General features: G+C 67.3%; 22 protein-coding genes and 1 tRNA gene. 11 read left to right on the top strand and 12 right to left on the bottom strand.

Annotated features, from left to right (window positions below):
* The first annotated feature begins 466 nt into the window (after nucleotides 1–466).
* Nucleotides 467–2,107, top strand: coding sequence for an L-lactate permease (locus AC5LXX_RS16240; protein ID WP_493410099.1), 1,641 nt, complete (start codon nucleotides 467–469; stop codon nucleotides 2,105–2,107).
* Between the two features lie 95 nt (nucleotides 2,108–2,202).
* Here AC5LXX_RS16240 and AC5LXX_RS16235 read toward each other — a convergent pair whose 3' ends face one another.
* The gene (locus AC5LXX_RS16235; protein WP_493410098.1) at nucleotides 2,203–3,120 is read right to left on the bottom strand and encodes a LysR family transcriptional regulator; all 918 of its coding nucleotides are present in this window, start codon (nucleotides 3,118–3,120) and stop codon (nucleotides 2,203–2,205) included.
* A gap of 228 nt (nucleotides 3,121–3,348) precedes the next feature.
* Between AC5LXX_RS16235 and AC5LXX_RS16230 the strand changes: the two genes are divergently transcribed.
* Both AC5LXX_RS16230 and AC5LXX_RS16225 read left to right on the top strand, forming a co-directional pair.
* Entirely contained in the window at nucleotides 3,349–5,520 is a 2,172-nt protein-coding gene (locus tag AC5LXX_RS16230) for a phosphocholine-specific phospholipase C (RefSeq protein ID WP_493410097.1), read from the top strand.
* A gap of 213 nt (nucleotides 5,521–5,733) precedes the next feature.
* Complete coding sequence (locus AC5LXX_RS16225) at nucleotides 5,734–6,459, top strand: phosphonate utilization associated transcriptional regulator (RefSeq protein ID WP_493410096.1); 726 nt, start codon at nucleotides 5,734–5,736, stop codon at nucleotides 6,457–6,459.
* A gap of 176 nt (nucleotides 6,460–6,635) precedes the next feature.
* Here AC5LXX_RS16225 and AC5LXX_RS16220 read toward each other — a convergent pair whose 3' ends face one another.
* From AC5LXX_RS16220 to AC5LXX_RS16195, 6 genes are all read right to left on the bottom strand, one after another.
* Nucleotides 6,636–6,905 (bottom strand): hypothetical protein, encoded by a 270-nt coding sequence (locus AC5LXX_RS16220; RefSeq protein WP_493410095.1) that lies wholly within the window; start codon nucleotides 6,903–6,905, stop codon nucleotides 6,636–6,638.
* Nucleotides 6,906–7,003: 98 nt separating this feature from the next.
* On the bottom strand, nucleotides 7,004–8,392 hold the full coding sequence (locus AC5LXX_RS16215) for an FAD-dependent oxidoreductase (RefSeq protein WP_493410094.1): 1,389 nt from the start codon (nucleotides 8,390–8,392) through the stop codon (nucleotides 7,004–7,006).
* A gap of 95 nt (nucleotides 8,393–8,487) precedes the next feature.
* Nucleotides 8,488–9,618, bottom strand: a complete 1,131-nt coding sequence (locus AC5LXX_RS16210) for a 2-aminoethylphosphonate--pyruvate transaminase (RefSeq protein WP_493410093.1) — start codon at nucleotides 9,616–9,618, stop codon at nucleotides 8,488–8,490.
* Between the two features lie 48 nt (nucleotides 9,619–9,666).
* Nucleotides 9,667–11,394, bottom strand: coding sequence for a putative 2-aminoethylphosphonate ABC transporter permease subunit (locus AC5LXX_RS16205; protein WP_493410092.1), 1,728 nt, complete (start codon nucleotides 11,392–11,394; stop codon nucleotides 9,667–9,669).
* Nucleotides 11,391–12,482 carry a putative 2-aminoethylphosphonate ABC transporter ATP-binding protein gene (locus tag AC5LXX_RS16200; protein ID WP_322082911.1) on the bottom strand — a complete coding sequence of 364 codons (1,092 nt, stop codon included), beginning with the start codon at nucleotides 12,480–12,482 and terminating at the stop codon, nucleotides 11,391–11,393. Before AC5LXX_RS16200 ends, AC5LXX_RS16205 begins: the two co-directional genes overlap by 4 nt.
* A gap of 92 nt (nucleotides 12,483–12,574) precedes the next feature.
* Nucleotides 12,575–13,630, bottom strand: a complete 1,056-nt coding sequence (locus AC5LXX_RS16195) for a putative 2-aminoethylphosphonate ABC transporter substrate-binding protein (RefSeq protein WP_493410091.1) — start codon at nucleotides 13,628–13,630, stop codon at nucleotides 12,575–12,577.
* Between the two features lie 209 nt (nucleotides 13,631–13,839).
* Between AC5LXX_RS16195 and phnA the strand changes: the two genes are divergently transcribed.
* Nucleotides 13,840–15,078, top strand: coding sequence for a phosphonoacetate hydrolase (gene phnA, locus AC5LXX_RS16190; RefSeq protein WP_322082912.1), 1,239 nt, complete (start codon nucleotides 13,840–13,842; stop codon nucleotides 15,076–15,078).
* Between the two features lie 29 nt (nucleotides 15,079–15,107).
* Nucleotides 15,108–16,562 (top strand): phosphonoacetaldehyde dehydrogenase, encoded by a 1,455-nt coding sequence (phnY, locus tag AC5LXX_RS16185; protein ID WP_493410090.1) that lies wholly within the window; start codon nucleotides 15,108–15,110, stop codon nucleotides 16,560–16,562.
* Between the two features lie 89 nt (nucleotides 16,563–16,651).
* Here the strand turns inward: phnY and AC5LXX_RS16180 are convergent, their stop codons facing one another.
* Nucleotides 16,652–16,924 (bottom strand): hypothetical protein, encoded by a 273-nt coding sequence (locus AC5LXX_RS16180; protein WP_124455792.1) that lies wholly within the window; start codon nucleotides 16,922–16,924, stop codon nucleotides 16,652–16,654.
* 327 nt (nucleotides 16,925–17,251) lie between these two features.
* On the opposite strand from AC5LXX_RS16180, the gene AC5LXX_RS16175 reads away from it, so the two are divergent.
* The 3 genes from AC5LXX_RS16175 to AC5LXX_RS16165 are packed head-to-tail and all read left to right on the top strand — an operon-like array spanning nucleotide 17,252 to nucleotide 19,484.
* Nucleotides 17,252–18,034: an amino acid ABC transporter substrate-binding protein gene (locus tag AC5LXX_RS16175; protein ID WP_493401890.1), complete on the top strand. Its 783-nt coding sequence runs from the start codon at nucleotides 17,252–17,254 to the stop codon at nucleotides 18,032–18,034.
* Between the two features lie 14 nt (nucleotides 18,035–18,048).
* Nucleotides 18,049–18,729, top strand: a complete 681-nt coding sequence (locus tag AC5LXX_RS16170) for an amino acid ABC transporter permease (RefSeq protein WP_059232887.1) — start codon at nucleotides 18,049–18,051, stop codon at nucleotides 18,727–18,729.
* On the top strand, nucleotides 18,726–19,484 hold the full coding sequence (locus tag AC5LXX_RS16165; RefSeq protein ID WP_493410089.1) for an amino acid ABC transporter ATP-binding protein: 759 nt from the start codon (nucleotides 18,726–18,728) through the stop codon (nucleotides 19,482–19,484). The genes AC5LXX_RS16170 and AC5LXX_RS16165 overlap by 4 nt, the downstream gene beginning before the upstream one ends.
* A 24-nt stretch (nucleotides 19,485–19,508) precedes the next feature.
* Here AC5LXX_RS16165 and AC5LXX_RS16160 read toward each other — a convergent pair whose 3' ends face one another.
* A complete protein-coding gene (locus AC5LXX_RS16160) occupies nucleotides 19,509–20,324 on the bottom strand; it encodes an alpha/beta fold hydrolase (protein WP_493410088.1) in 816 nt (271 codons plus the stop codon).
* Nucleotides 20,325–20,405: 81 nt separating this feature from the next.
* On the opposite strand from AC5LXX_RS16160, the gene AC5LXX_RS16155 reads away from it, so the two are divergent.
* Complete coding sequence (locus tag AC5LXX_RS16155; protein ID WP_493410087.1) at nucleotides 20,406–21,017, top strand: CGNR zinc finger domain-containing protein; 612 nt, start codon at nucleotides 20,406–20,408, stop codon at nucleotides 21,015–21,017.
* 37 nt (nucleotides 21,018–21,054) lie between these two features.
* Here the strand turns inward: AC5LXX_RS16155 and AC5LXX_RS16150 are convergent, their stop codons facing one another.
* Both AC5LXX_RS16150 and AC5LXX_RS16145 read right to left on the bottom strand, forming a co-directional pair.
* The gene (locus AC5LXX_RS16150) at nucleotides 21,055–22,107 is read right to left on the bottom strand and encodes a DUF3592 domain-containing protein (RefSeq protein WP_493410086.1); all 1,053 of its coding nucleotides are present in this window, start codon (nucleotides 22,105–22,107) and stop codon (nucleotides 21,055–21,057) included.
* 163 nt (nucleotides 22,108–22,270) lie between these two features.
* A tRNA-Lys gene (locus tag AC5LXX_RS16145) sits at nucleotides 22,271–22,346 on the bottom strand.
* Nucleotides 22,347–22,536: 190 nt separating this feature from the next.
* Here AC5LXX_RS16145 and AC5LXX_RS16140 point away from each other — a divergent pair.
* Both AC5LXX_RS16140 and AC5LXX_RS16135 read left to right on the top strand, forming a co-directional pair.
* Nucleotides 22,537–22,941: a PaaI family thioesterase gene (locus tag AC5LXX_RS16140; protein ID WP_034201217.1), complete on the top strand. Its 405-nt coding sequence runs from the start codon at nucleotides 22,537–22,539 to the stop codon at nucleotides 22,939–22,941.
* An 8-nt stretch (nucleotides 22,942–22,949) separates the two neighbouring features.
* Nucleotides 22,950–23,816, top strand: coding sequence for a patatin-like phospholipase family protein (locus AC5LXX_RS16135; protein WP_493410085.1), 867 nt, complete (start codon nucleotides 22,950–22,952; stop codon nucleotides 23,814–23,816).
* A 49-nt stretch (nucleotides 23,817–23,865) separates the two neighbouring features.
* Here the strand turns inward: AC5LXX_RS16135 and AC5LXX_RS16130 are convergent, their stop codons facing one another.
* Entirely contained in the window at nucleotides 23,866–24,879 is a 1,014-nt protein-coding gene (locus AC5LXX_RS16130; protein ID WP_034179363.1) for a D-2-hydroxyacid dehydrogenase family protein, read from the bottom strand.
* Nucleotides 24,880–25,063 lie beyond the last annotated feature (184 nt).

Genomic DNA, 25,063 nt, shown 5'->3' with positions numbered 1-25,063 from the left:
TCGATGCAGCCAGTCTAGGCTTCGGATGCCGGACGAAACACCCGCGTTGCCGTCAGTCACCTTTGTCGCGCGTGCAACATTGCGCGGGCGACGGCATGACCGGCTTTCCTGTCGAACGTGACAGCCGCCCGCCATCCGCCGGTCATCGTGCGGCGCCGCGGACGTATCGGGTCGTTGCGCATCGGGCTTGTCCCCCTTGTACAAGCGCCACGCGCCTCCTAACCTCTTTTAAGCGACCGATCGGTTGGCCGTGCAACGTCGTTGCGTGCGCAAGCGCCTGATCGCGGTCGTGACCGCAGGACATCGCCTTGTACCGAACCCGGGGGCATCGGCATGCCAGCCCGGGTCGTCAGCGCAAGGCATGGGACCCGAGTAAGCGCTAAAGCGCCAACTCGGGTCGACAGCGCAAGGCATGGGACCCGAGTAGGCGCTAAAGCGCCAACTCGGGTCGACATCTGGAGACACGATGAACCCTACCGACGCCCTACCGCCCGGCATCGTCTTCGCGCAGCCGTTGACGCCGGTCGCCAACTCGCTGCTGCTGTCGTTTCTCGTCGCCGCGATTCCGATCGCCGTCGCGCTGATCGCGCTCGGCGTGCTGCGCCGCCCCGCGTGGCAGGCGTCGCTCGCCGGGCTCGTCGCCGGCCTCGCGGTCGCGATCGGCGCGTGGGGGATGCCGGCCGGGCTCGCGTTCAACGCGGTCGGCGCCGGCATGGCGCTCGCGGTCGTGCCGGTGATGTGGATCGTCTTCAACGCGCTGCTGCTGTACAACATCGCGGTGAAGTCGGGCCGCTTCGACCAGTTCCGGCAGTGGATGCTCGACAACCTGCCCGACGACCGCCGCCTCGTGCTGCTCGTCGTCGCGTTCTCGTTCGGCTGCCTGCTCGAAGGGATCTCGGGATTCGGCACGCCGGTCGCGATCACGAGCGCACTGCTGATCGCGCTCGGCTTCCCGGCGCTCGAAGCGCTCACCTATACGCTGCTGTTCAACACCGCGCCGGTCGCGTTCGGCGCGCTCGGCGTGCCGATCACCGTGCTCGGCGCGGTCACGTCGCTGCCGCCCGCGACGCTCGCGCAGATGGTCGGCCGCCAGTTGCCGTTCTTCGCGCTGCTGCTGCCGTTCTACGTGGTCGGCGCGTATGGCGGCCTGCGCTCGATCTCGAAGCTGTGGCCGGCGCTGCTCGTGTCGGGCGGCAGCTTCGCGCTCGCGCAGTTCGTCACGTCGAACTTCCTCGGCTACCAGCTCACCGACGTGCTGTCCTCGCTCACGTCGCTGATCGTGACGATCGGCTTCCTGCAGGTGTGGAAGCCGCAGCCCGATCCGCAATACGCGCTTGCGCGCAGCGTGCCGGCGGCAGCCGGCGCCGCGCGCGCGGGCTTCGGCGGCTGGCTGCCGTGGCTCGTCGTGTCGGTGGTCGTGATCGTGTGGGTGCACGCGAACATCGCGGCGATCGGCGACGTGAAGATCAAGTGGCCGGGCCTGCACAACGCCGTGTACGTGTCGCTGTATCACAAGCCGTATGCGGCGATCTGGGATTTCCAGCCGCTCGGCACGGGCACCGCGATCCTGCTGTCGGCGATCGTCACGGCCGCGCTGACGCGCACCGGCCCCGGCGCGTTCGTCGAATGCGTGGTGAAGACGTGGCGGCAGACGTGGATCGCGATCGTCACGGTGATGATGATCGTCGGGCTCGCGTACCTGCTGAACTACTCGGGGATCAGCTACACGCTCGGCACCGGCGTCGCGTCGACGGGCGCGCTGTTCCCGCTGGTGTCCGCGTCGCTCGGCTGGATCGCCGTGTTCCTGTCCGGCAGCGACACGTCGGGCAACGCGTTGTTCGGCAACCTGCAGGTCGTGGCCGCCCGGCAGCTCGGCCTCGATCCGGTGCTGATGGCCGCGACCAACTCGTCGGGCGGCGTGATGGGCAAGATGATCTCGCCGCAGAACATCGCGACGGGCGTGTCGACGACGGACCTGAAAGGGCAGGAAGGTGTCGTGTTTGCGCGCACCTTCTGGCACAGCGTGATCCTCACGCTGCTGCTCGGCGTACTGGTGTTCCTGCAGCAGCACGTGCTGACGTGGATGATTCCGGCACTGCCGAAATGAGGTGAGCGCAACGACAGAAGGAAGGCACGAGGAAACACGAGGGAAGGCGCGGGAAAAGCGCCAGTCGAGTGCGGAACCGGCGAGCGCGCGGCAGCTCAGCGCGCGCTCGCCCGCCGCGCGGGTTGTCCGTGGTCGGGCGCGCCGGCCGCTTCGGCACCGTCCGGCAGGATGCAGGCGAGGAACGCGTCGATCGCGGGGCTCTGGCGGCGCGCTTTCAGGTAGTACACGTATTCGTCGATCGTCGTGCCGACGCCGCGCAGCGCGATCACGCGCAGGTCCGGATGGCGCTCGGCCTCGCCGAGCGGAAACAGGCTGCCGCCCACGCCGTGCAGGATCGCCTCGCGGATCGCTTCGCGGCTGCCGATCTCGGCAACCGACACGGCCGCGACTCCGGCCGTCGCGAGGATCGTCTCCGTGCAGCGGCGCGTGACCGAACCTTCTTCACGAATCAGCAGCCGCACGTCGGCGAGCTGTGCCGGATCGATCGCGTCGAACCGCGCGAGCGGATGGTTGCGGTGCACGACGAGCACGAGCGGATCGGTCGAGATCACCTTGCGTTCGAGGCCGTCGGCGTCGTTGCGCTGCGACGAGACGGCGAGGTCGATGCGGAACTCCTGCAGCGCCTGCAGGATTTCCTCGGAGTTGCCGATCCGGCACGTGAGCGCGATCGATGGATGCGCGCTCGAGAAGCGGCCGACCGCATCCATGATGTAGTACGGGCCCGTCGCGCCGATCCGCAGGTGGCCTTCGAACAGGCCGCCGACGTTGCGCAGCATGATGTCGGCCTGCGCCTCGAGCGCGATCATCTTCTCGACGAGCGGCAGCAGCTCGATGCCCGTTTCGGTCACCTCGAGCTTGCGGCCGCTGCGGTAGAACAGCTCGACGCCGTACACCTGCTCGACCTGCCGGATCTGCGCGGCGATCGTCGGCTGGCTCACGCCCAGGTGGCGCGCGGCGCGCGTGATGCTGCCCTGCCGGACGGTCGCGTGGAACGCCTTCAGCTGATCGAACACGACTCGGCTTCTCCCCCTCTGTATCGCGCGTCAGCGTAGCGCGCGCGTGTGTCGGCCGCATGAAAGGCGCGTCGTGCGCCGCTTCGAAAGATTCCTGTGGGTCACCCAAAGAAACCTGCGGTAACCGGTCACGGCCGGGACATGCCGGTGCGGGGTAATAACGGCAACGCACCACCGCCGGCCCCGCTCGACCGGCGCCCCACTCCTATCGACAACAGGGTTCTCTTCATGTCCTCGAACAATCGACGCGATTTCCTGCGCCTCGCCGCGCAGTCGGCCGGCGCGATGGCCGCCTACGCGGGCTTCCCGCCCGCGATCCGCAACGCGCTGGCGATGCCGGCCGCCTATCGCACCGGCACGATCCGCGACGTCGAACACGTCGTGATCTTCATGCAGGAAAATCGTTCGTTCGATCATTACTTCGGCGGGCTGCGCGGCGTGCGCGGCTTCAACGACCCGCGCCCGCACCTGCTGCCGAGCGGTGCGCCGGTGTGGCAACAGCCGCCGGCGTCGGTGTTCACGAAGAACTACCATTCGCGCGGCCTCGATCCGTCGGCGCCGTACGTGCTGCCGTTCTACCTCGACCCGAAGCAGACGACCGAATTCCAGCCGGGCACCAACCACGGCTGGAGCAGCGGCCACCTGTCCTGGAACAACGGCCAGTGGGACCAGTGGGTGAACCAGAAGCAGGACGTGCTGACGATGGGCTACCTGAAGCGCCAGGATCTCACGTACCACTACGCGCTGGCCGACGCGTTCACGATCTGCGATTCGTACTTCTGCTCCGCGCACGCCGACACGGCGCCGAACCGCATCTACCTGTGGACCGGCACGGTCGACCCGCGCAACATCTACGGCAACCCGCCGAACGGCCCCGGCATCGGCGAGCGCGACGACGTGAACGGCTACACGTGGACGACCTACGCCGAGCGCCTCGAGAACGCGAAGATCAGCTGGAAGGTGTACCAGGGCGGCACGGGCATCCCGGGCGACCCGACCGACAACTACACCGACAACTCGCTGATGTTCTTCAAGCGCTTCCAGGTGAAGGAGGGCGCGAGCGGCCCGCTGGTCGACAAGGGCGCATCGGACCACACGCTCGCCGAGCTGAAGGCCGACGTGCAGGCGAACCGGCTGCCGCAGGTGTCGTGGATCGTGTCGCCGTACAAGTACAGCGAGCACCCGCAGGCGTCGCCGACCGACGGCGCGTTTTACATCAACATGGTGCTCGAGGCGCTGACGTCGAACCCGGAGGTGTGGGCGAAGACGGTGTTCATCCTCAACTACGACGAGAACGACGGGCTGTTCGACCACGTCGTGCCGCCGGTGCCGCCGGTCACGAGCGGCGTGGGCGGCCAGGGCATCGTGTCGTCGAACCTGCTGTCGAACCTCGGCGACGAGCTGCTCGACCTGAACAAGTACCCGGGCGAAATGAGCCCGCTCGTGCCGGGCGCCGACCCGGGCGGCATCCAGCCGATCGGCCTCGGGCCGCGCGTGCCGCTGATCATCATCTCGCCGTGGACGAAGGGCGGCTGGGTCTGCTCGGAGACGTTCGACCACACGTCGGTGCTGCGTTTCCTCGAAGCGCGCTTCGGCGTGAAGGAGCCGAACATCAGCGCATGGCGCCGGTCGATCTGCGGCGACCTCACGTCGGCATTCGACTTCTCCGCGCGCCCCGACACGCGCACGGTGAGCTTCACGGTGCCGCAGCACATTGCGACGGCCGGCCAGGCGTACCAGGTGCCCGCGCAGCAGTCGATGCCGGCGCAGGAGCCCGGCACGCGTCCGGCGCGTGCGCTGCCGTACGAGCTGTTCGTGCACGCCCACGTGCATGGCCGCGACGACAGCGTGTCGCTCGACTTCGCGAACTCCGGTGACGCGGGCGCCGCGTTCTACGTGTACGACCGCCGCAACCCGGCGGCGACGCCGCGCCGTTACGCGGTGTCCGCGCACGACCGCTTCGCCGACACGTGGAGCACGTCGGCCGCGCGCGGCGATTACCATCTCGCCGCCTATGGCCCGAACGGCTATCTGTGTGAGTTCCAGGGCAACACGCGGCTCGCCGCGGACGGCCGCCACGCGAACCCGGAAGCGAAGATCGGCTACGACGTGCGCAACCGCCACGTGTACCTGCAGCTGCGCAACAGCGGGCGCGCGACGTGCCGCATCACGGTCGACAACGCATACAGCCATGCGCATGCGCGCACCTACACGCTGGAGCCGGGCGAGCGCGTCGAGGACCACTTCGCGCTGTCGTCGAGCCACGGCTGGTACGATCTGACGATTACCGCGACGACGCTGCGCGGCGGTGACGACAAGGTCGTGCGCCGCTTCGCGGGCCACGTCGAGACGGGCCGGCCGAGCCAGAGCGATCCGGGGCCGGTGAAGCACACGGCCTGACGGCCGCACGTCGCGCGAGGCGGGGAGGCTCACCCGCCGCGCGACCGCCGACCGCCGATCGCCGCCTGCCGGGACGCCGGGTACATTCCGGCAGGCGAAATTGGCTTTTGGAAACTGAATACTGTTGACAATGTGTCGGGCCGAGGGTATACAACGATCATTCGCCGATATGGCGCCCTCGTTTCCTACCGCAGCGCCGCTGCCTGCCCGACCATGACCTCCCCGAATGCGCTCAGCGCCATCGAACTCCTGCAAAGCCAGTCGCTCGCGATGATCGTCCAGGACATGCTCGAGCGCGCGATCGTCTCCGGCGAATACGCACCGGGCGAGAAACTCAACGAAGTCGATATCGCGACCAAGCTGAACGTGTCGCGCGGCCCGGTGCGCGAAGCGTTCCGCGCGCTGGAGCAGGCCGGCCTGCTGCGCAACGAGAAGAACCGCGGCGTGACGGTGCGCGTCGTGCCGCTGCGCGAGGCGGAAGAGATCTACGAAGTGCGCGCGATGCTCGACGAATCGGTCGCCCGCGCGCTCGCGAAGCGCATCTCGCCCGATACGCTGAAGGTGCTGAAGGGCATCATCCAGTCGATGAAGGATGCCGCGAAGACGCACGACGTCACGCGCTATACCGAGCTGAACGTGCAGTTCCACGACGCGATGGTCGTCGGCGTCGGCAATACGCACCTCACCGATACCTACCGGCGCCTCGTGCGCCAGCTCGGGCTGCTGCGCCAGGCCGCGATCGAGGCCGAGGAGGATGCGATCTCGGTGTCCGCGGCCGAGCACGACAAGATCGTGCAGGCGCTGGCCGGCGGCGACGAGGAGAAGGCCGTCGCGCTCGTGCGCGAGCACGTCGCGCACGGCCTCGCGCGGATGCGTCGTACGCATGAGCAGGGGCTGCCTGCGGCGGGCAAGGCGGCGCGGGAGAAGGCGGGCGCGTGAGTGGACGTGTTATCTGTCCCGCACGTTGACGACGAAAAGCTACGGAGCGGCTGAATTACAGCCTGCGTGGTCGACGCGGGCCTGCGTACGGCGCGTTCGTGTAGCCGAATATGACTGCCGACGCTTCACTCGACGTTGACGATGTCCGCCCGAATGCGGTGATCCTTCGCAGCTGATCATTTGCCGCGCTGTTTATTGAAGAAGTCGTCCAGTACCCAACCGGTTCCGGATTCACAGCGCACTAGCGTGTATGCATAGACCTTTGCAACCCGATCCGCCACGGGTGCGCAGGACTCGCCTTTCCTGACCGTAAAGATCGGTTGGGTCCTATCGTCGTTTGGTTCGGCGAAGGCCGGCATTTCACGAAGCGCCGTCCACTTCTCATCTCTATATTTCGAGCACCCACCGACCATCACGACGAGTGCGGCGAACAGCAGAAAGCGCATCATTTCTTCATATGTATTGGCGAGATCACGAATCGTATCGCGACGATCCTGGTCTGCATATGCTCGAAATGAATCGACACGTCATCTGCTCGACGCAGTCACGCCTTGTCCGCCTTCCCCGCGGCACTTGCAAACTTTGCGAGCCACGTATCGACTACCGAAGGCCGCCGGCTTTCGTCCTCCGCGCGCTCCTTGCGGCGGATCGCGTTGCGCACGACGTGCGCGCCGACATAGCGGATCGGCTCCGGGGGGAAGTGGCCGAGCGGGCCGCGCACGATCGGGCTGCGCGTCCATGCGTTGTCGAGGCCGAGCACGAGCGACGACAGGATCTGCCCGCCCATGTAGGTCGGCCCGACACCGTTGCCGGAATAGCCGAAGCCGTAGAACACGTTCGGCGCGTCGTCGAGGCGGCCGAAGAACGGGAAGCCCGTGACCGAGCGATCCGACGGGCCGTTCCAGCTCGCGGTGACCGGCACGCCGGCGAGCGACGGGAAGAATTCGCGCAGGCTATGCGTGAGCTGCGCCTCGTACGGCGAGCGCCGGTCGAACACCGGCGCGATGCGGCTGCGCCACGAGAACGTGTTGCCGCCCTTGCCGAGCATCAGCCGGCCGTCGGCCGTCGTGCGGTAGTAGTAGACGAAGATCCGCGAGTCGAGCACCGACACGCCGTCCACGAGCCCGGTCTTCTCGAGCAGCTCCGGGCATTTCTCGGTGATCACCATGTCGCTCGACACGACCGCGATCGTGCGCTCGAACTGCGGGAAGCGGCTCGCCATCCACGCGTTGATCGCGAACACGAGCTTGCCTGCGGTGACGCTGCCCGACGGCGTGCGCACGACGGCCGGCTGCCCCGGCGTGAAGTCGAGCATCGGTGTGCGTTCGTAGAGGCGGATGCCCATTGCGAGCGCGACGCGGCGCAGCCCGCGCACGAGCTTGCCGGGATGCACGGTCGCGGCGATCGGCGAGTAGACGCCGTCGAGATTGCGCGCGGAACCCGAGCGGCGCGCGACTTCGGCGGGCGGCAACGGTTCGTAGCTGTGGATGCCGCAGGCGGCGAGCGCGTCGAGCACCGGGGCGAGCGTGCCGACCTGTGCGCGCGACGTCGCCGTGTACAGCGTGCCGTCGAGCCGCAGTTCGGCATCGATGGCGTGCGCGCGGCAGAACTCGGCGATGTGCTGCACGGCCGCTTCGGAGGCCTTCACGAGCCGGATCGCCTCGGCTTCGCCGAACAGGCGCCGCAGCGTCAGGAATTTCGCGGACCACGTGAGCAGGCAGCCGCCGTTGCGGCCGCTCGCGCCGGCGCCGCACAGGTCGGCCTCGACGATCGCGATGTCGAGCGCGGGGTACTGCTGCTTCGCCTGGATCGCGGTCCAGAGCCCCGTGAAGCCGCCGCCGACGATGCACACGTCGGCCTGCGTCGCGCCCTGCAGCGCGGGGGCGAGATCGCCGTCGTTGAACAGCGCTTGTTCGATCCAGAAGGGTCGCATTGGAAGCTTCGTCAATAAGGGGCCGTGCCGCGCACAGCCAAAACCCGGCGGCCGCATGCGCGTACGCACGCGGCCGGGTGCATCGTGTTACGCCGTCATGCCGCGGCTTCGGCCGACACGCGGCTCACGCCCATCGCGCGCAACGTGTCGGCGATCGCCGCGACGGCGCCCGGAATACCGGCTTCGCCGAAGTGGCCGATACAGCCGACGCGGAACGTCTCGACTTCGGTCAGCTTGCCCGGATACAGAATGTAGCCGCGCTTTTTGACCTCCTGATAAAACCGCTTGAAGTCGTAGTTCGGATCGTCCGGCGCGTGGAACGTGACGATGATCGGCGCCTGGATCGCCGGATCGAGGAACGGCCGGAAGCCGAGCGCGAGCATCCCGTCGATCAGCGCGCGGTAGTTGCGCTGGTAGCGGCCGCCGCGCGCGGCGAGCCCGCCTTCGTCGACGTACTGCGCGACGGCCGCGTCGAGCGCCGCGACCACGTGCGTCGGCGGTGTGAAGCGCCACTGCGTCGTGCGCTGCATGTAGACCCACTGGTCGTACAGGTCCATCGCGAGCGAATGGCTGTTGCCTTCGCAGCGTTCGAGCGCGCTGCGCTTCGCGATCACGAAGCCGAGCCCCGGCACGCCCTCGAGGCATTTGCCGGACGCCGCGATCACCGCGTCGAACGGCGTCGTGCGCGCGTCGATGTCGATCGCGCCGAACGAGCTCATCGCATCGACGATCAGCGCGCGTTCGTGCTTCGCGACGACCTGCGCGATGTCGTGCAGCGGGTTCAGCACGCCGGCACCCGTCTCGCAGTGCACGAGCGCGACGTGCGTGATGGTCGGATCGGCGGCGAGCGCGCGCTCGACATCGGCCGGATCGACGCGGCGATCCTCGCGGTAGTCGATCGTCGTCAGCCGGCGGCCGAGCACGCGGCAGATCTTCGCGATGCGCTGGCAGTACGCGCCGTTGTTCGGCACGAGCACGTGGCCGTCGCGCGGCACGAGCGTGCCGAGGGCCGCCTCGACCGAGAACGTGCCGCTGCCTTGCAGCGGCACGCATTCGTGCGTGCCTTCGCCGTGCACGATCTGCAGCAGGCGTTCGCGCAGCCGCGCGGTGATCGCGTTGAAGTCGCTGTCCCACGACCCCCAGTCGCGCAGCATCGCGTCGCGCGTGGTGTCGGAGGTCGTCAGGGGGCCGGGGGTGAGCAGGATGGGCTGGGCGGCGAGCGGCATGGTGTCTCCTTGATGAAGTCGGGACGTCACGTGAATGCGGCTAAAAAATCAGTGGCGATGCGGGTTGCGCCAGGCCTGCGTACGGCGCAACAGTCGATGCGAGATGCAGGCGAACAGCACGCACGCGAACGACGAGGTCGCGAGCACGAGCGTGGCCATCGCGGCGGCCGGGCCCATCTGGCCCGCGTCGTCGAGGTTCAGGATCGCGACCGATGCGGGCTGCGTGTCCGGCGAGTAGAGGAACGCGACGGCCGAGACCGTCGTCATCCCGTTGACGAACAGGTAGCGCGCGATCAGCAGGATCGCGGGCAGGCACACGGGCACCGTCACGCGCAGGAAGGTCTTGTAGAACGGCACCTTCAGCGACGCGGACACGGCCTCGAACTCGCTGTCGATCTGCCTGAGCGCGGTCACGGCGGTGAGGTGGCTCGACGCGTAGTAGTGAACGACCGTGACGATCGCGAGCAGCCACAGCGAACCGTACAGCCCGTTCAGCGGATTGCCCGGCGCGTTGAACAGGAAGATGTAGCTGATGCCGAGCACGAGCCCCGGCACGCCCATCGGCAGGATCGCGCACAGGCTGATGAAGCCGCGCAGCCAGCGTGCGCCGCGCGTCTTCTCGATCAGGTAGGCGCCGCCGAACACGACGATCGTGCCGCCGGCCGCCACCGTCGCGGCCATCCGCAGGCTGTTCTTGTACGCGTCGAAGATGCCGGCGCCGATCAGCCCCATCTCGTAGTGCTGCAGCCCGACGCTCATCTGGTACGGCCAGAACTTCACGAACGACGCGAATACCGAGATGCCGACCACCGCGACGAAGAACGCGCACACGAGCGTGCAGTACGCGAGCATCGCGGCGTCGAAGCCGCGCGACGGCTTCGGCTGGTACGGCGTCGAGCGCGCACCGAGCTGCGATTGCTGGCGGCGACGGATGAAGAAGTCGACGCCGAACGCGACCAGCGCCGGACACAGCAGCATCAGGCTCACGACCGCGCTGCGGTTGAATTCCTGCAGCCCGATGATCAGCTTGTAGATGTCGGTCGACAGCACGTTGTACGAGCCGCCGATCACGACCGGCACGCCGAAGTCGTTGATGCACATCGTGAACGCGACCATCGTCGCGCTGATCAGCCCGTACTTCGCACCGGGCAGCGTGATCGTGAAGAACTTGCGGATGCGACTCGTGCCCATCGCGTCGGCGGCCTCGTAGAGCCGGCCGTCCGCGAGCGACAGCGCGGTGACGAGGATCATCAGCACGTGCGGGAACGACGCGTACACCATGCTCAGCACGATACCGGGCAGCCCGTAGATCGAATGGCCGTGCAGCAGCGGCTTCAGCAGCCCCGCGTTGCCGAACCAGTAGATGAACGACACGGCCGACAGCAGCGTCGGCGCAAGCAGCGGCAGCAGCGCGATCGTGCGCGCGGCGTTCTTCAGCGGCATGCACGAGCGCGTCAGCGCATACGCGAACGTGAACGCCATCGGCACGACGATCATCGTGACGAGTGCGCCGACCGTCAGCGAATGCAGCATCGAGCGCAGCACGCCGCTGTCCTCGAGATACTCGACGAAGTTGTGCGCGCCGACGAAGCGCCCGTCCGCGTCGACGAAGCATTTCTGCACGACGAGCGCGAGCGGCAGCAGCAGGAACAGCGACATCAGCGCGGCCATCGCGACGAGCGCGAGCTGTGCGATGCGGTCGTGCCAGTGCGTGATCTGCCGCACGTCGGCGGGGGCGGAGGCGCCGCGGCGGCGCTCGGTGAGGACGGTGCTCATTGCAGTCGCTCCTTCGCGCACGGGAACACGCGGACATGCTCGCGATCGAGCGCGAGGTCGATGCGCGCGCCGGCCTGCACGCCGGTGCGGTCGACGTCGTGATACGACAGGTCGGCGACGATCTCCTGGCCGTCGAGCCCGTCGATCCGGAAGCTCACGCGGCAGAACGCGCCGAGGAACTCGAGCTTCTCGACGCGGCCGGCCAGCACGTTGTCGGCCGTTTCACCCGGCACGCGGATGCGCAGGTCCTCGGGCCGTACGTAGACCGATACCGCCGCGCCTTGCGCGGGGCGGGCCGCGCCGTGGCGGCAGTCGAGGCCGACCGCGCCCGCGCGCAGCGTGCCGTCCTGCGCGACTTCGGCGGGAATCGTGTTGACGCGGCCGATGAAGTCCGCGACGAACGGCGAAGCCGGCTGCCGGTAGATTTCGAGCGGCGTGCCGATCTGCTCGATCACGCCGTGGTTCATCACGACGATGCGGTCGGCCATCGACAGCGCTTCTTCCTGGTCGTGCGTGACCATGATGGTCGTCACGCCGAGCCGCTGCTGCAGCGCGCGGATCTCCTGGCGCAGCCGCACGCGCACGCGCGCATCGAGCGCCGACAGCGGCTCGTCGAGCAGCAGCAGGCCGGGGGATGTCGCGAGCGCACGCGCCAGTGCGATCCGCTGCTGCTGGCCGCCGGACAGCTGGCCGGGATGCTTGCGATGGCTGTCGGGCAGGCCGACCAGCGCGAGCAGCGTGTGCACGCGCTCGTGGATCGCATCGCGCTTCATCCTGCGGTTCACGAGCCCGTACGCGACGTTGTCGTACACGGTGAGGTTCGGGAACAGCGCGTACGACTGGAACACGATGCCGTAGTCGCGCAGTTGCGGCGGCAGCCGCGAGATGTCGCGGCCGTCCTGCATGATCTGGCCGGCGTTCTGCGTCTCGAGCCCCGCGATGATCCGCAGCAGCGTGGTTTTTCCGCAGCCGGACGGCCCGAGGAAACAGATCATCTCGCCCTTCATCACGCTCAGGTTGATGTCGGTGAGGACCTGCGTGTCGTTGTACCGCTTCTCGATGCGTTCTACGCTCAGGTAAGGTGCCATGCGCGCCTCCATGCTGGGGCGGCCCGGAGGCCGGATTCGACGAGGGGACGGGCGGGGCGGCGCGCTGCGCGGCCCCGCTACCGGTTGCCGCGTTATTGCTGCGCCTTCGCCCCGTAGCGCTTCTGCCACGTATCGAGGATCGACTGGCGGTTCTTCGCTGACCACACGAAGTCGTTCTTCACGAGCAGGTCCGAGTAGTTGTCGGGGATGCCGGCCAGCTTCCGCGCGACGCCCGGATACGCGACGATCGCCCACCAGCGCGCGGTGATCTGGTTCGCGTCCTTGCTCGCCATGAAGTCGGCGAGCTTCTTCGCCGCATCGGGCTGCTTCGTCGTCTTCATGATCGCCGTGCCTTCCATGTCCCAGCCGAGCCCTTCCTTCGGGAACACGAGATCGATCGGTGCACCCTGCGCCTGCAGTTCGTGGCCGCGGAACTCGAACGAGATGCCGATCGGGAATTCGCCGGTGCCGGCGAGCGTGCACGGCTTCGAGCCCGAATGGACGTACTGCGCGACGTTCTTGTCGAGCGCGTCCATGAATTTCCAGCCCTTGTCATCGCCGAAGGTCTGCAGCCATGCGGTCACGTCGAGGTAGCCGGTGCCCGACGACACGGGGCTCGGCATCACGATCGCGCCTTTGTAGACCGGCTTCGTCAGGTCTTCCCACGACGTCGGTTTCGGAATGTTCTTCGCCTGCGCGGCAACGCGGTTGTAGCAGATCGTCGCGCCCCACACGTCCATGCCGACCCAGTGCGGCGGCGTATTCGCGTCGCTGTACTTGCGCGTGAGCTGGTCGAAGCCCTTCGGCGTGTACGGCATCAGCATGCCCTGCAGGTCGAGCAGCGTGAGGCTCGATGCGGCGAGGCCGAGCACGACGTCCGCGCGCGGGTTGTTCTTCTCCGCGAGCAGCTTCGCGGTGACCGAGCCGGTCGAGTCGCGCACCCAGCGGATCTCGATATCGGGGTTCGCTTTCTCGAATGCGTCCTTGTAGGGCTTCATCGCCTCGTCTTCCAGCGCGGTGTAGACGAGCAGCGACGTCTTCGCGTGCGCCGCCTGCGCGGCGCCGAGCGCGACCGCCGCGGCCAGCGCGAAACGGGCCGCGCCCGCCGCCCCTGCATTCAAACGCTTGTTTACCGGCACTTCGTTCATCTTCAGACCCCTTGAATGTGGCGCCGCGGCACACGGCGGATGAGTGGAGACCAGCCCTCTTGCTGCTACGTTGTTTTGCTTTCTGTTCTCTGCATGTTGTTGACAATCTACAAATCATCAATTTTAATGTCAAGCATGGAAAACACCTCCCTTCGGCGCGGCGCGGGCGCCGACGGCTCACACCCTTCGACCTGAAAGGAATGAACGTCATGAGTGAAACGCCTGTATCCGTGGAAGTGAACGGCCGCCGCTACAACTGGATGAGCCGGCCCGTGGTGGTCGTCTGCGTCGATGGCTGCGCATACGAATATCTGGAAGAAGCCGCTCAGGCCGGCGTCGCGCCGTTCCTGCGCACGCTGCTGAAGCCGGGCACGGCGCTCAAGGGCGAGTGCGTGGTGCCGAGCTTCACGAACCCGAACAACCTGTCGATTGTGACCGGCGTGCCGCCGGCGATCCACGGGATAAGCGGCAACTACTTCTACGATCGCGACACCGGCGCCGAGGTGCTGATGAACGATCCGAAGTACCTGGTCGCGCCGACCGTGCTCGCGACCTTCGCCGATCAGGGCGCGCGCGTCGCGGTCGTCACCGCGAAGGACAAGCTGCGCCGCCTGCTCGGCAAGGGGCTGAAGGGCATCTGCTTCTCGTCGGAAAAGGCCGACGAGGCGAGCGTCGAGGAAAACGGCATCGACAACGTGCTCGAGCTGGTCGGCAAGCCGGTGCCGAGCGTGTACAGCGCGGACCTGTCGGAATTCGTGTTCGCGGCCGGCGTGCGCCTGCTCGAGACGCGCCCGATCGACCTGATGTACCTGTCGACCACCGACTACGTGCAGCACAAGTGCGCGCCCGGCACGGAAGGCGCGAACGCGTTCTACGCGATGATGGACACCTACCTGCGGCGTCTCGACGAACTCGGCGCGATCGTCGCGATCACGGCCGACCACGGGATGAACGCGAAGCACGACGGCGAGACCGGCGAGCCGAACGTGATCTACCTGCAGGAGCTGTTCGACGAGTGGCTCGGCCACGACGCCGCGCGCGTGATCCTGCCGATCACCGATCCGTACGTCGTGCACCACGGCGCGCTCGGCTCGTTCGCGACCGTCTACGTGCCGCCGACGGCCGATGCCGACGCGCTGCGCGCACGGCTTGCCGCGGTCGACGGCATCGAGGTCGTGCTGACGGGCGCCGAAGGCTGCGCGCGTTTCGAGCTGCCGCCCGCGCGGATGGGCGACCTGATCGTGATCTCGAAGCAGGACGTCGTGCTCGGCACGCGCCGCATCAAGCACGACCTGTCGGGCCTCGACGTGCCGCTGCGCTCGCACGGCGGCATCTCCGAGCAGATCGTGCCGCTGATCTTCAGCAAGCCGGTCGCGACCGACGTCACGGGCCGCGCGCGGCTGCGCAACTTCGACATCATCGACATCGCGCTCAACCACCTGCAGTGATACGCATGCATCCGTAAGGGGACACACTCATGAACGCCATTGCAGCATCGACGGACGTCCGCGGGATTCGACGCGAAGCACTGCGAATCAATGGAGAACGGATTCATCGGGACGCGGTCATCGACGTGCGAAATCCGTACGACGGCTCGCTGGTCGGCACCGTGCCGAAGGCGACGCTGGACGACGTGCGGCGCGCATTCGCGGTCGCGCGTGCATACCGGCCGACGCTCACGCGCCACGAGCGCGCGGCGATCCTGCGCCGCGCGGCCGAGATCGTGCGTGCGCGCACCGCGGAGATCGCGGCGCTGATCACGGCCGAGGCCGGGCTGTGCATCAAGGATTCGACGTACGAGGCGGGCCGCGTGGCCGACGTGCTGACGTTCGGCGCGGGCGAGGTGCTGAAGGACGACGGCCAGATCTTCTCGTGCGATCTGACGCCGCACGGCAAGAAGCGTCGCGTGTACACGCAGCGCGATCCGCTGCTCGGCGTGATTTCGGCGATCACGCCGTTCAACCATCCGATGAACCAGGTCGCGCACAAGATCGTGCCGTCGGTCGCGACCAACAACCGGATCGTCGTGAAGCCGTCGGAGAAGGTGCCGCTGTCGTGCTATCTCTTTGCGGACATCCTGTACGAAGCCAGCTTGCCGCCGCAGATGCTGCAGGTGATTACCGGCGACCCGAAGGAGATTGCCGACGAACTGATCACGAACCCGGCGATCGACCTGATCACGTTCACGGGCGGCGTGTCGATCGGCAAGTCGATCGCGTCGCGCATGGGCTACCGGCGCGCGGTGCTCGAGCTCGGCGGCAACGATCCGATCATCGTGATGGAGGATGCCGATCTCGACGAAGCGAGCACGCTCGCGGTGTCGGGGTCGTACAAGAACTCGGGGCAGCGCTGCACGGCGATCAAGCGGATGCTCGTGCATGAATCGGTGGCCGATCGCTTCACGGAACTCGTCGTCGAGAAGACGCGTGCGTGGTCGTACGGCAATCCGTCCGATCCGTCGGTCGACATGGGCACGGTGATCGACGAGGCGGCCGCGAAGTTCTGCGAGCAGCAGGTGAACGATGCGATTGCGCGCGGCGCGCGGCTGCTGGTCGGCAACGTGCGCAACGGCGCACTGTATTCGCCGACGGTGATCGATCGCGTGACGCCCGACATGCCGCTCGTGAAGTATGAAACCTTCGGCCCCGTGTCGCCGATCATGCGCTTTAGCGACATCGACGAAGCGATCCGGATGTCGAACAGCACCGACTATGCGCTGTCGTCATCGGTGTGCACGAATCGCTTCGACAACATCACGCGCTTCATCACCGAGCTGGAAGTCGGCAGCGTGAACGTGCGCGAGGTGCCGGGCTACCGGCTCGAACTGACGCCGTTCGGCGGCGTGAAGGATTCGGGGCTCGGGTACAAGGAAGGCGTGCAGGAAGCGATGAAGAGCTTCACGAATACGAAGACGTATTCGCTGCCGTGGTAAGCGGCGTGTGATGCGCGCGCGCCGGCTCGAAGGCCGGCGCGCGGAATTTCCCCGGGGCGGGATGCGGCCGCGATGGCCGCCGGGCGACGTCAATCGTCGTCGTCGCGGTGATGTCGCCAGCCGCGATGCCAGCCGTTGTCGTGCCGGTAGCGGCGGTAGCGATATTCGCCGTAGTACGGGCCGTAATAGGCGGGTGCCGGCTCGTACACGACAGGCGGCGGCGTGTAGTAGACAGGCGGTGGCGCCTCGATCACCGGCCCCGGCACGCCGAAGTACACGCCGACGTCGGCGTGCGCGAATGCGCTTGCCGACAGGCAGGCGGCCGCGAGGCCGACGGCACTGGAGAACAGGATGCGTTTCATTTGCCGTTCACTCCGTTCGCGGGGGCAAGGCCCGCGAGCAACAGTTTTACCTGCCTTCATGGTACGTAGCGCATGCCGAACGGGTGATACCGCGGTGTCGCTTCTGTAACCGACGGTAACGAATCGTCGGACGATTGCCGCGCCGCATCGCGACGGATTTCATCTGCGGGATGAGAGGGGCTGGCCGGCGCGTTATTCGTCGCGGTCATATCGTTAGCCGATTTGCGTTTTTGCCGCGTCCCGGCGCGTCGGTAGAATTCGCGGACCTCTCGAACGGCGCATGCATGCCGGCGGGATGATTCTCTCCAATCATTCGGGGTCCGCACCATGAAATTCCTCCGTTCCATCCTGATCGTCGCACTGCTGCAGGCCACCGCGGCCACCAGTGCGCTGGCTGCCGACGACCTGTCGCAGATCAAATCGGCCGGCGTGTTCCGGGTCGGCACCGAAGGCACCTACGCGCCGTTCACGTACCACGACGAAACGGGCAAGCTGACGGGTTTCGACGTCGATATCGCCACGGCGATCGCGCAGCGCCTCGGCGTGAAGCCGCAGTTCGTCGAAGGCAAGTGGGACGGCCTGATCGCGGGCCTCGACGTGAACCGCTACGACGCGGTCGTCAATGAAGTGTCGATCACCGACGCGCGCAAGGCGAAATACGATTTCTCGTCGCCGTATATCACGTCGCACGCGGTGCTGATCGTGCGCGCGGACAACACGACGATCCGCTCGTTCGACGACCTGAAGGGCAAGAAATCCGCGAACACGCTGACGAGCAATTTCGGCAAGCTCGCGGCCGCGCATGGCGCCGACGTGGTGCCCGTACAGGGCTTCAACGAATCGATCGACCTGCTGACGTCCGGGCGTGTCGACGCGACGATCAACGATTCGCTGTCGTACCTCGATTTCCGCAAGCACAAGCCCGACGCGAAACTGAAGATCGCGGCGACCGACAAGAGCGGCGCCGGCGACGCGTCCGGCGTGCTGTTGCGCAAGGGCAGCCCCGCGCTGGTGGCCGCGATCGACAAGGCGCTCGCGGACATCAAGGCGGACGGTACCTACGCGAAGATCTCGCAGAAGTACTTCGGCCGCGACGTGTCGCAGCCGTGACGCGAGGCTGAACGATGCCGGCCTGGCTGCACCTGATGGCGGAATCGCTGCGACCCCTGCTTTACGCGGGGCTCGTGTTCACGGTTCCGCTCACGCTCGCGTCGTTCGCGATCGGCCTGCTGCTCGCATTCGGCGCGGCGCTCACGCGGCTGTTCGGGCCGCGCTGGGCGCAGGCTGCCGTGCGCTTCTATATCTGGCTGTTCCGCGGCTCGCCGTTGCTCGTGCAGCTGTTCGTGATCTTCTACGGATTGCCGAACGTCGGCATCGTGCTCGACCCGCTGACGGCCGCCGTGATCGGCTTCTCGCTGAACGTCGGCGCATACAACGCCGAGGTGATCCGCGGCGTGATCGAATCGATGCCGAAGGGGCAGTGGGAAGCCGCGTACTCGATGGCGATGACGCGCGCGCAGGCGCTGCGTCGCGCGATCCTGCCGCAGGCCGCGCGCGTGGCGCTGCCCGCACTGTCGAACTCGTTCATCTCGCTCGTGAAGGACACGTCGCTCGCAGCCGTGCTGACCGTGCCCGAGATTTTCCAGGCTGCGCAGCGGATCGCGGCCGTGACCTACGAGCCGTTGATCCTCTATACCGAAGCCGCGCTGATCTATCTGCTGTTCAGTTCGGTGCTGTCCACGCTGCAACGTCGCCTCGAAGCCCGCTTCGGTCGGCATGCGCTGTTCCAGGCGGAGTTGCGGTGATTCGTCTCGACCATATCGACAAGTCGTTCGGCGCGCATCGCGTGCTGAGCGGGATCGACCTCGCGTTGCAGCCGGGCAGCGTGACCGCGCTGATCGGGCCGTCCGGCAGCGGCAAGAGCACGCTGCTGCGCTGCGTGAACCTGCTCGAAGTGCCGGAGGCCGGTACGCTCACGGTCGGCGATGCGCGCATCGAATTCGCGCCGGGGCGCCGGCCGTCGCGCGACGCGGTGTTCGCGGTGCGCAGGCAGACCGGCATGGTGTTCCAGAACTTCCAGTTGTTTCCGCACCTGAGTGTCGTGCAGAACGTGATGGAAGGGCTCGTGACCGTGCAGCGCTGGCCGCGCGAACGGGCGCGCGAGCGGGCGCTCGCGTTGCTCGACAAGGTCGGTATCGCGGACAAGGCCGATGGATGGCCGGCCACGCTGTCGGGCGGACAGCAGCAGCGCGTCGCGATCGCACGGGCGCTCGCGCCGTCTCCGCAGGTGCTGTTGTGCGACGAGCCGACGTCGGCGCTCGATCCGGAGCTGTCCGTCGAAGTGGTCGAGGTGCTGCGCCAGCTCGCGCGCGAAGGCACGACGATGCTGATGGCCACGCACGACTTGCGCCTGGCCGCGTCGATCGCGCACGACGCGGTATTCCTCGCCGACGGCCGCATCGTCGAAGCCGGCGCATCGCGCGACCTGTTCGGCCGGCCGCGCGACCCGCGCACCGCGAAGTTCGTCGCGACGCTCGCGCAGGGCGTGCCGGCGTTTTGATGCGGCACGCGATGCCGATGGCGTTCAGTCCGGCGCGTGCCCATCCAGTACCGCGGCGACGATCGCCTCCGGTGCATCCTCCTGGACCAGGTGCCCGGCGCGCGGCACCCTGATCAGCGTGCCGTTCGCGATGCGATCGGCAAGCGCCTGCCCCTGCTCGAGCGGAATCCACGCGTCGTCCTCGCCCCACACGATGCGCACGGGGAAGTCCGGCGGCGCGTAGCGCGCCTCGGCTTCCTCGATGTAGCGCTGGCGCATCTGCGCGATCTGGCGATAGAACGCGGCCTGGCCGGCCGGCGTGAGCCACGGTGCACGGTAGATCGATAGCGCTTCGTCGCCCAGCGGCCGCGCCACTGCATTGCCGAGATAGGCCGTCAGGAGAGCGTGATGCGCATACGCGGGCAAGCCGGTGAATGCGGCTTCGTGCTGCGCGACGTGCCGCACGAACGGCGAGCCTTGCGGTGCGATCGCGACCGGGTTCACGAGCGTGAGATCCGCATACGCGATGCCGTCGAGAAAGTGCGCGCGCAACACGGTGGCGCCGCCGTAGTCGTGCGCGAGCACGCGTGGCCGCGAAATTCCCCACTCGTTCAGCATTGCGCCGAACAACGCGTTCTGTCGGCCGAGCGATACGTCGGCGTCCGGCATGTCGGACTGGCCGTAGCCGAGCAGGTCGTAGAAATACACGCGATGCCGCCGCGCGAGCCACGGTGCGATCCGGCGCCACACCTGCGACGAAAACGGCGTGCCGTGCACGAGCACGAGCGGCGGGCCTTCCCCGAGCGCGCCCCATGCAATCCGGTGGCCTTCGAAATTGAAGCGATTCGCGAGTTCGAGCATCGGCTTCTCCGTGCTAACCTGTTTTGGTTGTTAACAGGTTACGCCGGATTCTCCGGATATGAAACCTATAGGTGAAATTAAATGGTTACTCGATCCGAGCCTGCGCGACACGCGCACGCATGGGGTGCGGCCGATTTCGTCGGCGGCCATCCGGCGCTCGATTTTCTCAATACGGTGGCCGACACGGGCAAGACGCGCGACGAGGACAAGCTCGTCGACTGGCCGGCCGTGCGCGCGTGGGCGGAGCAATCGGGATTGCTGGCGCCGGACGATCTGGCGCGGCTGCTGCGTCATCCGCGGCAGGACGGGCCTGACGAGCTGGCTGCGCTGCGTCGCTTTCGCGACGATGCGTATGTCGCGGTCGCGCACCTGACGGCCGGGGGCGGCGGCGCCGGTGCGCGCGTAGTGGACCGGCTTGCGGTGGCGATCCGCGAAGCGATCGGGCGCAGTGCGTTCGACGCGGTCGACGGCCGTTTCGCGTGGCGGCCCGACGCGCGTGCCGCGTCGCGCTGGATCGATGCGGCCGCGCTCGGCTTCGAGCAGTTGCTGCGCAGCGACGATTTCGTGCGCGTGCGGCAGTGCGGCCGGTGTACGTGGTTCTTCGTCGATCGCGGCCGCGGCGTCGGGCGCCGCTGGTGCGACATGCGGACCTGCGGGAATCGCGCGAAGGTGGAGGCGTTTCGGGAGCGGTGAAGCGGCGCGGCGTGACGACCGCCGTGCCGCGCGTGCATCAATGGGCGGCTTCGTGCGGCCGGTGATCGGGCCACAGCGTCGCGGCGACGAACAACCCGGCCGCGACGAACGGCGCGCCGATCGCGAACAGGATCGTCGTGAGGCCCCAGCGATCCCAGAAGCGGTCGACGATTGCGCGCTCGGGGGTGACGGGGTCGTACAGCACGTTGACCGCATCGCCTTCGTGCAAGCCCGGATGCGACGACGCCGAGCCCTGCGCGAACGTGATCAGCCGCCCGCTGTCGGTCGTAAACGCGACGATCGCCGAATACAGCGACGTGCGCGACCGCGACGATTTTCCGTTCGTCGCGATCTCGACGACATGGCCGGTCGAGCGCGCATAGTGATGGACGATCTGCCACTGGCGCAGGCCGGCCGCGCCGGCGCCGGCGAGAAAGCCCGTGCCGATCGCGACCGGGATCAGCACGATCGCGATATTCCAGCGGCGCCGCGTCGCCCTGCGTGCGGCGCGGGTCGGCGGTGCGGGGTCGAATTGCCGGCGGCGACGCTCGCCGGCGATCAGCAGGCCGCCGATCGCGAGCGATACGACAGCGAGCAGTGCCGGCACGACCACCGGAAACCAGTGTTGCGCGAAATCGTCGATCAGCGCGGGGCGGTCGGGATGGTCGGGGTCGAGCAGCACATCGACGTTCTCGCCGATGTCGTACGCGGGGACGGTCGACGCGGTATTGCCGGCAACTTCACGGCGCCGGCCGTCGTTCGACAGGTACGCGACGATCGGCCGGTACGCGCGCATCGCGTCGCTGTCCTGCACGATGCGCACGACCGTGCCCGGCGCGCGGACCAGCCGGCCGGTCGCGCCGCCGGCCGTGACGGCGAGCACGCCGGCCAGCACCAGCAGCACGACGCCGAGCAGCATCGCGACGAGCGGGCCCTTACCGGGCATGACCCGATCCGGTTCGTGCGCCGCGCGGCGGATTCGGGTGTGATCGGATGAACGGCTCGTCCCGACGGACAGGCCGATATCGGCGCAACCATCCCCTCTGAATGGTCGCGTCTCGTTCGCATGCTTCCATGTCTGACGTCCCATGTTCTCTCAGTGCCGGCGGGCAAACGACAGTGCGTTGTGCCGGTCGTATGATATTTGTCGGACGATTCTAGCGGAAACGATGCTGCGAATGGCGCGCGCCGTGAATACGGCGGCGAAAAAGGAAAAGGCCGGTCAGCTTGCGCTGACCGGCCTTTGAAATTCCTGGTGGGGCGTGAGTGACTCGAACACTCGACCTACGGATTAAGAGTCCGCTGCTCTACCAACTGAGCTAACGCCCCCAACAGAAGAAAGATTATGCACGAGCCTTTTGGGCTTGGCAACACCTTTCTGCAAATTTCCTGAAAATATTTCGTCACGCCGATGGCGGCTGCCGGCGCGGCAACGAGCGATCGCAGTTTGCGCGCTCCCGGTATGATGACGCCACACGTGTTGCGCGGCGGTCGCGCAACACTTTCTGGACATTCGAAGATGGACGAAAACGCAGTCCGCGAGTTGCTGGATCGCCTGCTGGCCCCGTGGGTCCGCTCGCTCGGTCTGGTCCCCGTGTCGATCGGCGACGACAGCGTCACGCTGCGCCTGCCGTTTTCCGGCGAATTCCGCCATTCGGGCGGCATCATCTGCGGTCAGGTGTTCACGGCGGCCGCCGATACCGCGATGGTGGTCGCGATCTCGTCCGCGCTCGGCGAGTTCCGGCCGATGACGACGGTATCGCTGAACACCAACTTCATGCGCCCCGTGCGCAAGGGCGACGTGCTCGTCACCGCGCGCGTGCTGCGGATGGGCCGCAACCTCGTGTTCGGCGAAGTCGAGCTGTTCGACGAGGACGGCAAGATGGCCGTCCACGCGACGTCGACCTACGCGCTCGTCAGCTGAGCGGCGCGATGTTCGACCAGATCGTCTTTGCGGGCGGCGGCAATCGCTGCTGGTGGCAGGCCGGCTTCTGGGATGTCGCGCGGCCGGCGCTCGACCTGCGCCCGCGCGTGATCACCGGCATCTCGGCCGGCGCGGCGACCGCGTGCATGTTGTATACGCGTGACGCCGCATGGGTGATGCGCTATTACGAGGAGGCGCTGCGCCACAACCGGAAGAACGCGTACTGGGGCAACCTGTTCGGGCGCGAGCCCGTGTTCCCGCATTACCGGATCTATCGCCAGGCGTTGCTCGACATCTACGGCGAGCCGTTCGCGAAGCTGGCCGACGCGCCGGAGATCCGCATCGGCGTGTCGCACGTGCCGCGCTGGCTCGGCGCGCGCAGCGCGGTCGCCGCCGGGCTCGTCGCGTACAACATCGAGAAATACGTGCGCAAGACGCTGCACCCGACGCTCGGGCGCACGCTCGGCTTTCGGCCCGAGTTCGTGCGCGCGCAGGCCTGCACGCAAGTCGACGAGCTTGCCGACCTGATCCTGCAGTCGTCGTGCACACCGCCGTTTACGCCGGTGTTGCGCCGCGGTGGGCGGCCCGTGCTCGACGGCGGAATGGTCGACAACGTGCCGGTCGACGCGCTCGATCCGTCGCCGGGCAACGTGCTGGTGCTTGTCACGCGGCTGTATCCGCGCCCGCAGATGTTCACGGTCGCGCATGGCGACCAGCGGCGGCTGTATGTACAGCCGTCGAGCAAGGTGCCGATTTCGAGCTGGGATTACACGAGCCCGCAGCAGATGCGGCATGCGTACGACCTCGGGCGGCGCGACGGCGAGCATTTCCTCACGCGCGTCGGCGCGATGACGGGCGGCCGCGTGGCCGCCTGACGATCGGGAACGGAGGAGCAGGGCCGCGAGACGTGCGCAGCCCGTGCGGTCAGCGCTTGCGGATCGGCGTCAGCGCTTCCGGGTTGGCGACGCTCGACATGTCGCCGTCGTCGAACGCGAGAATGTTGCGGAATGCTGCACTGAAATAAAGCTCGTAGCTTTCGCGTTCGACGTAGCCGATGTGCGGCGTGCAGATCACGTTTTCCATCCGCAGCAGGCTGTAGCCCTGCAGGATCGGCTCGCTTTCGAACACGTCGATCGCGACCATGCCCGGCCGGTTGTGCGACAGCGCGTTGACGAGCGCGTTTTCCTCGAGCAGCTCGGCGCGGCTCGTGTTGACGAGCAGCGACGTCGGCTTCATCCGCATCAGGTCTTCCTGCTTCACGATCCCGCGCGTGTCGTCGTGCATGCGCAGGTGCAGCGACAGCACGTCGCTCTGCTCGAACAGCGCTTCGCGGCTCTCGGCCGCCGTGTAGCCGTCGGCGCGTGCGGCTTCGAGCGAATGCTCGCGGCCCCAGATCAGCACGTTCATCCCGAACGCCTTGCCGTAGCCGGCGACGAGCCGGCCGATCTTGCCGTAGCCCCAGATGCCGAGCGTCTGGCCGCGCAGCACCTGGCCGAGGCCGAAGTTCGGCGGCAGCGCCGACGTCTTCAGGCCCGACTGCTGCCAGGCACCCTGCTTCAGGTTCGCGACGTATTGCGGGATGCGGCGCTGGGCGGCCATCACGAGCGCCCACGTCAGCTCGGCGGGCGCGACCGGCGAACCGGTGCCTTCGAGCACCGCGATGCCGCGGTCGGTACAGGCTTCGAGATCGATGTGACTCGACACGCGACCGGTCTGGCTGATCATCCGCAGGTTCGGCAGCTTGGCGAGCAGTTGCGACGAAATCGGGGTCCGTTCACGAATCAGCACGAGCGCCTCGACTTCCGCCAGGCGGCTGGCGAGCTGTCCCAGGCCGCGCACCGTGTTGTTGAAGACCTTCACGTCGTGGCCGGCAAGCATCTCGAAGCAGTTCAGCTTGCGGACGGCGTCCTGGTAGTCGTCGAGGATGGCAATTTTCATGGTGAACGGGGTGTCGCGCGTTGAAAGCGGCAGTGGCGGCGGGCGCACGTCGCGCATCCGTTCCGCCCGGCCGGGGCCGACATGATGCTACGTCGGCCGCCTTCATGGTGTCTTTTTAACAGGTTGTTACGCCCCGCCGCAATTGGCGGGAGCCTGACCCGGCGCCGCTTGCGTGCGGGGCGGA

The organism is Burkholderia torrens (genome assembly GCF_984668525.1).
Note: the sequence above shows the minus strand (reverse complement) of the source record. Positions and strands in the feature narration are given on the sequence as shown.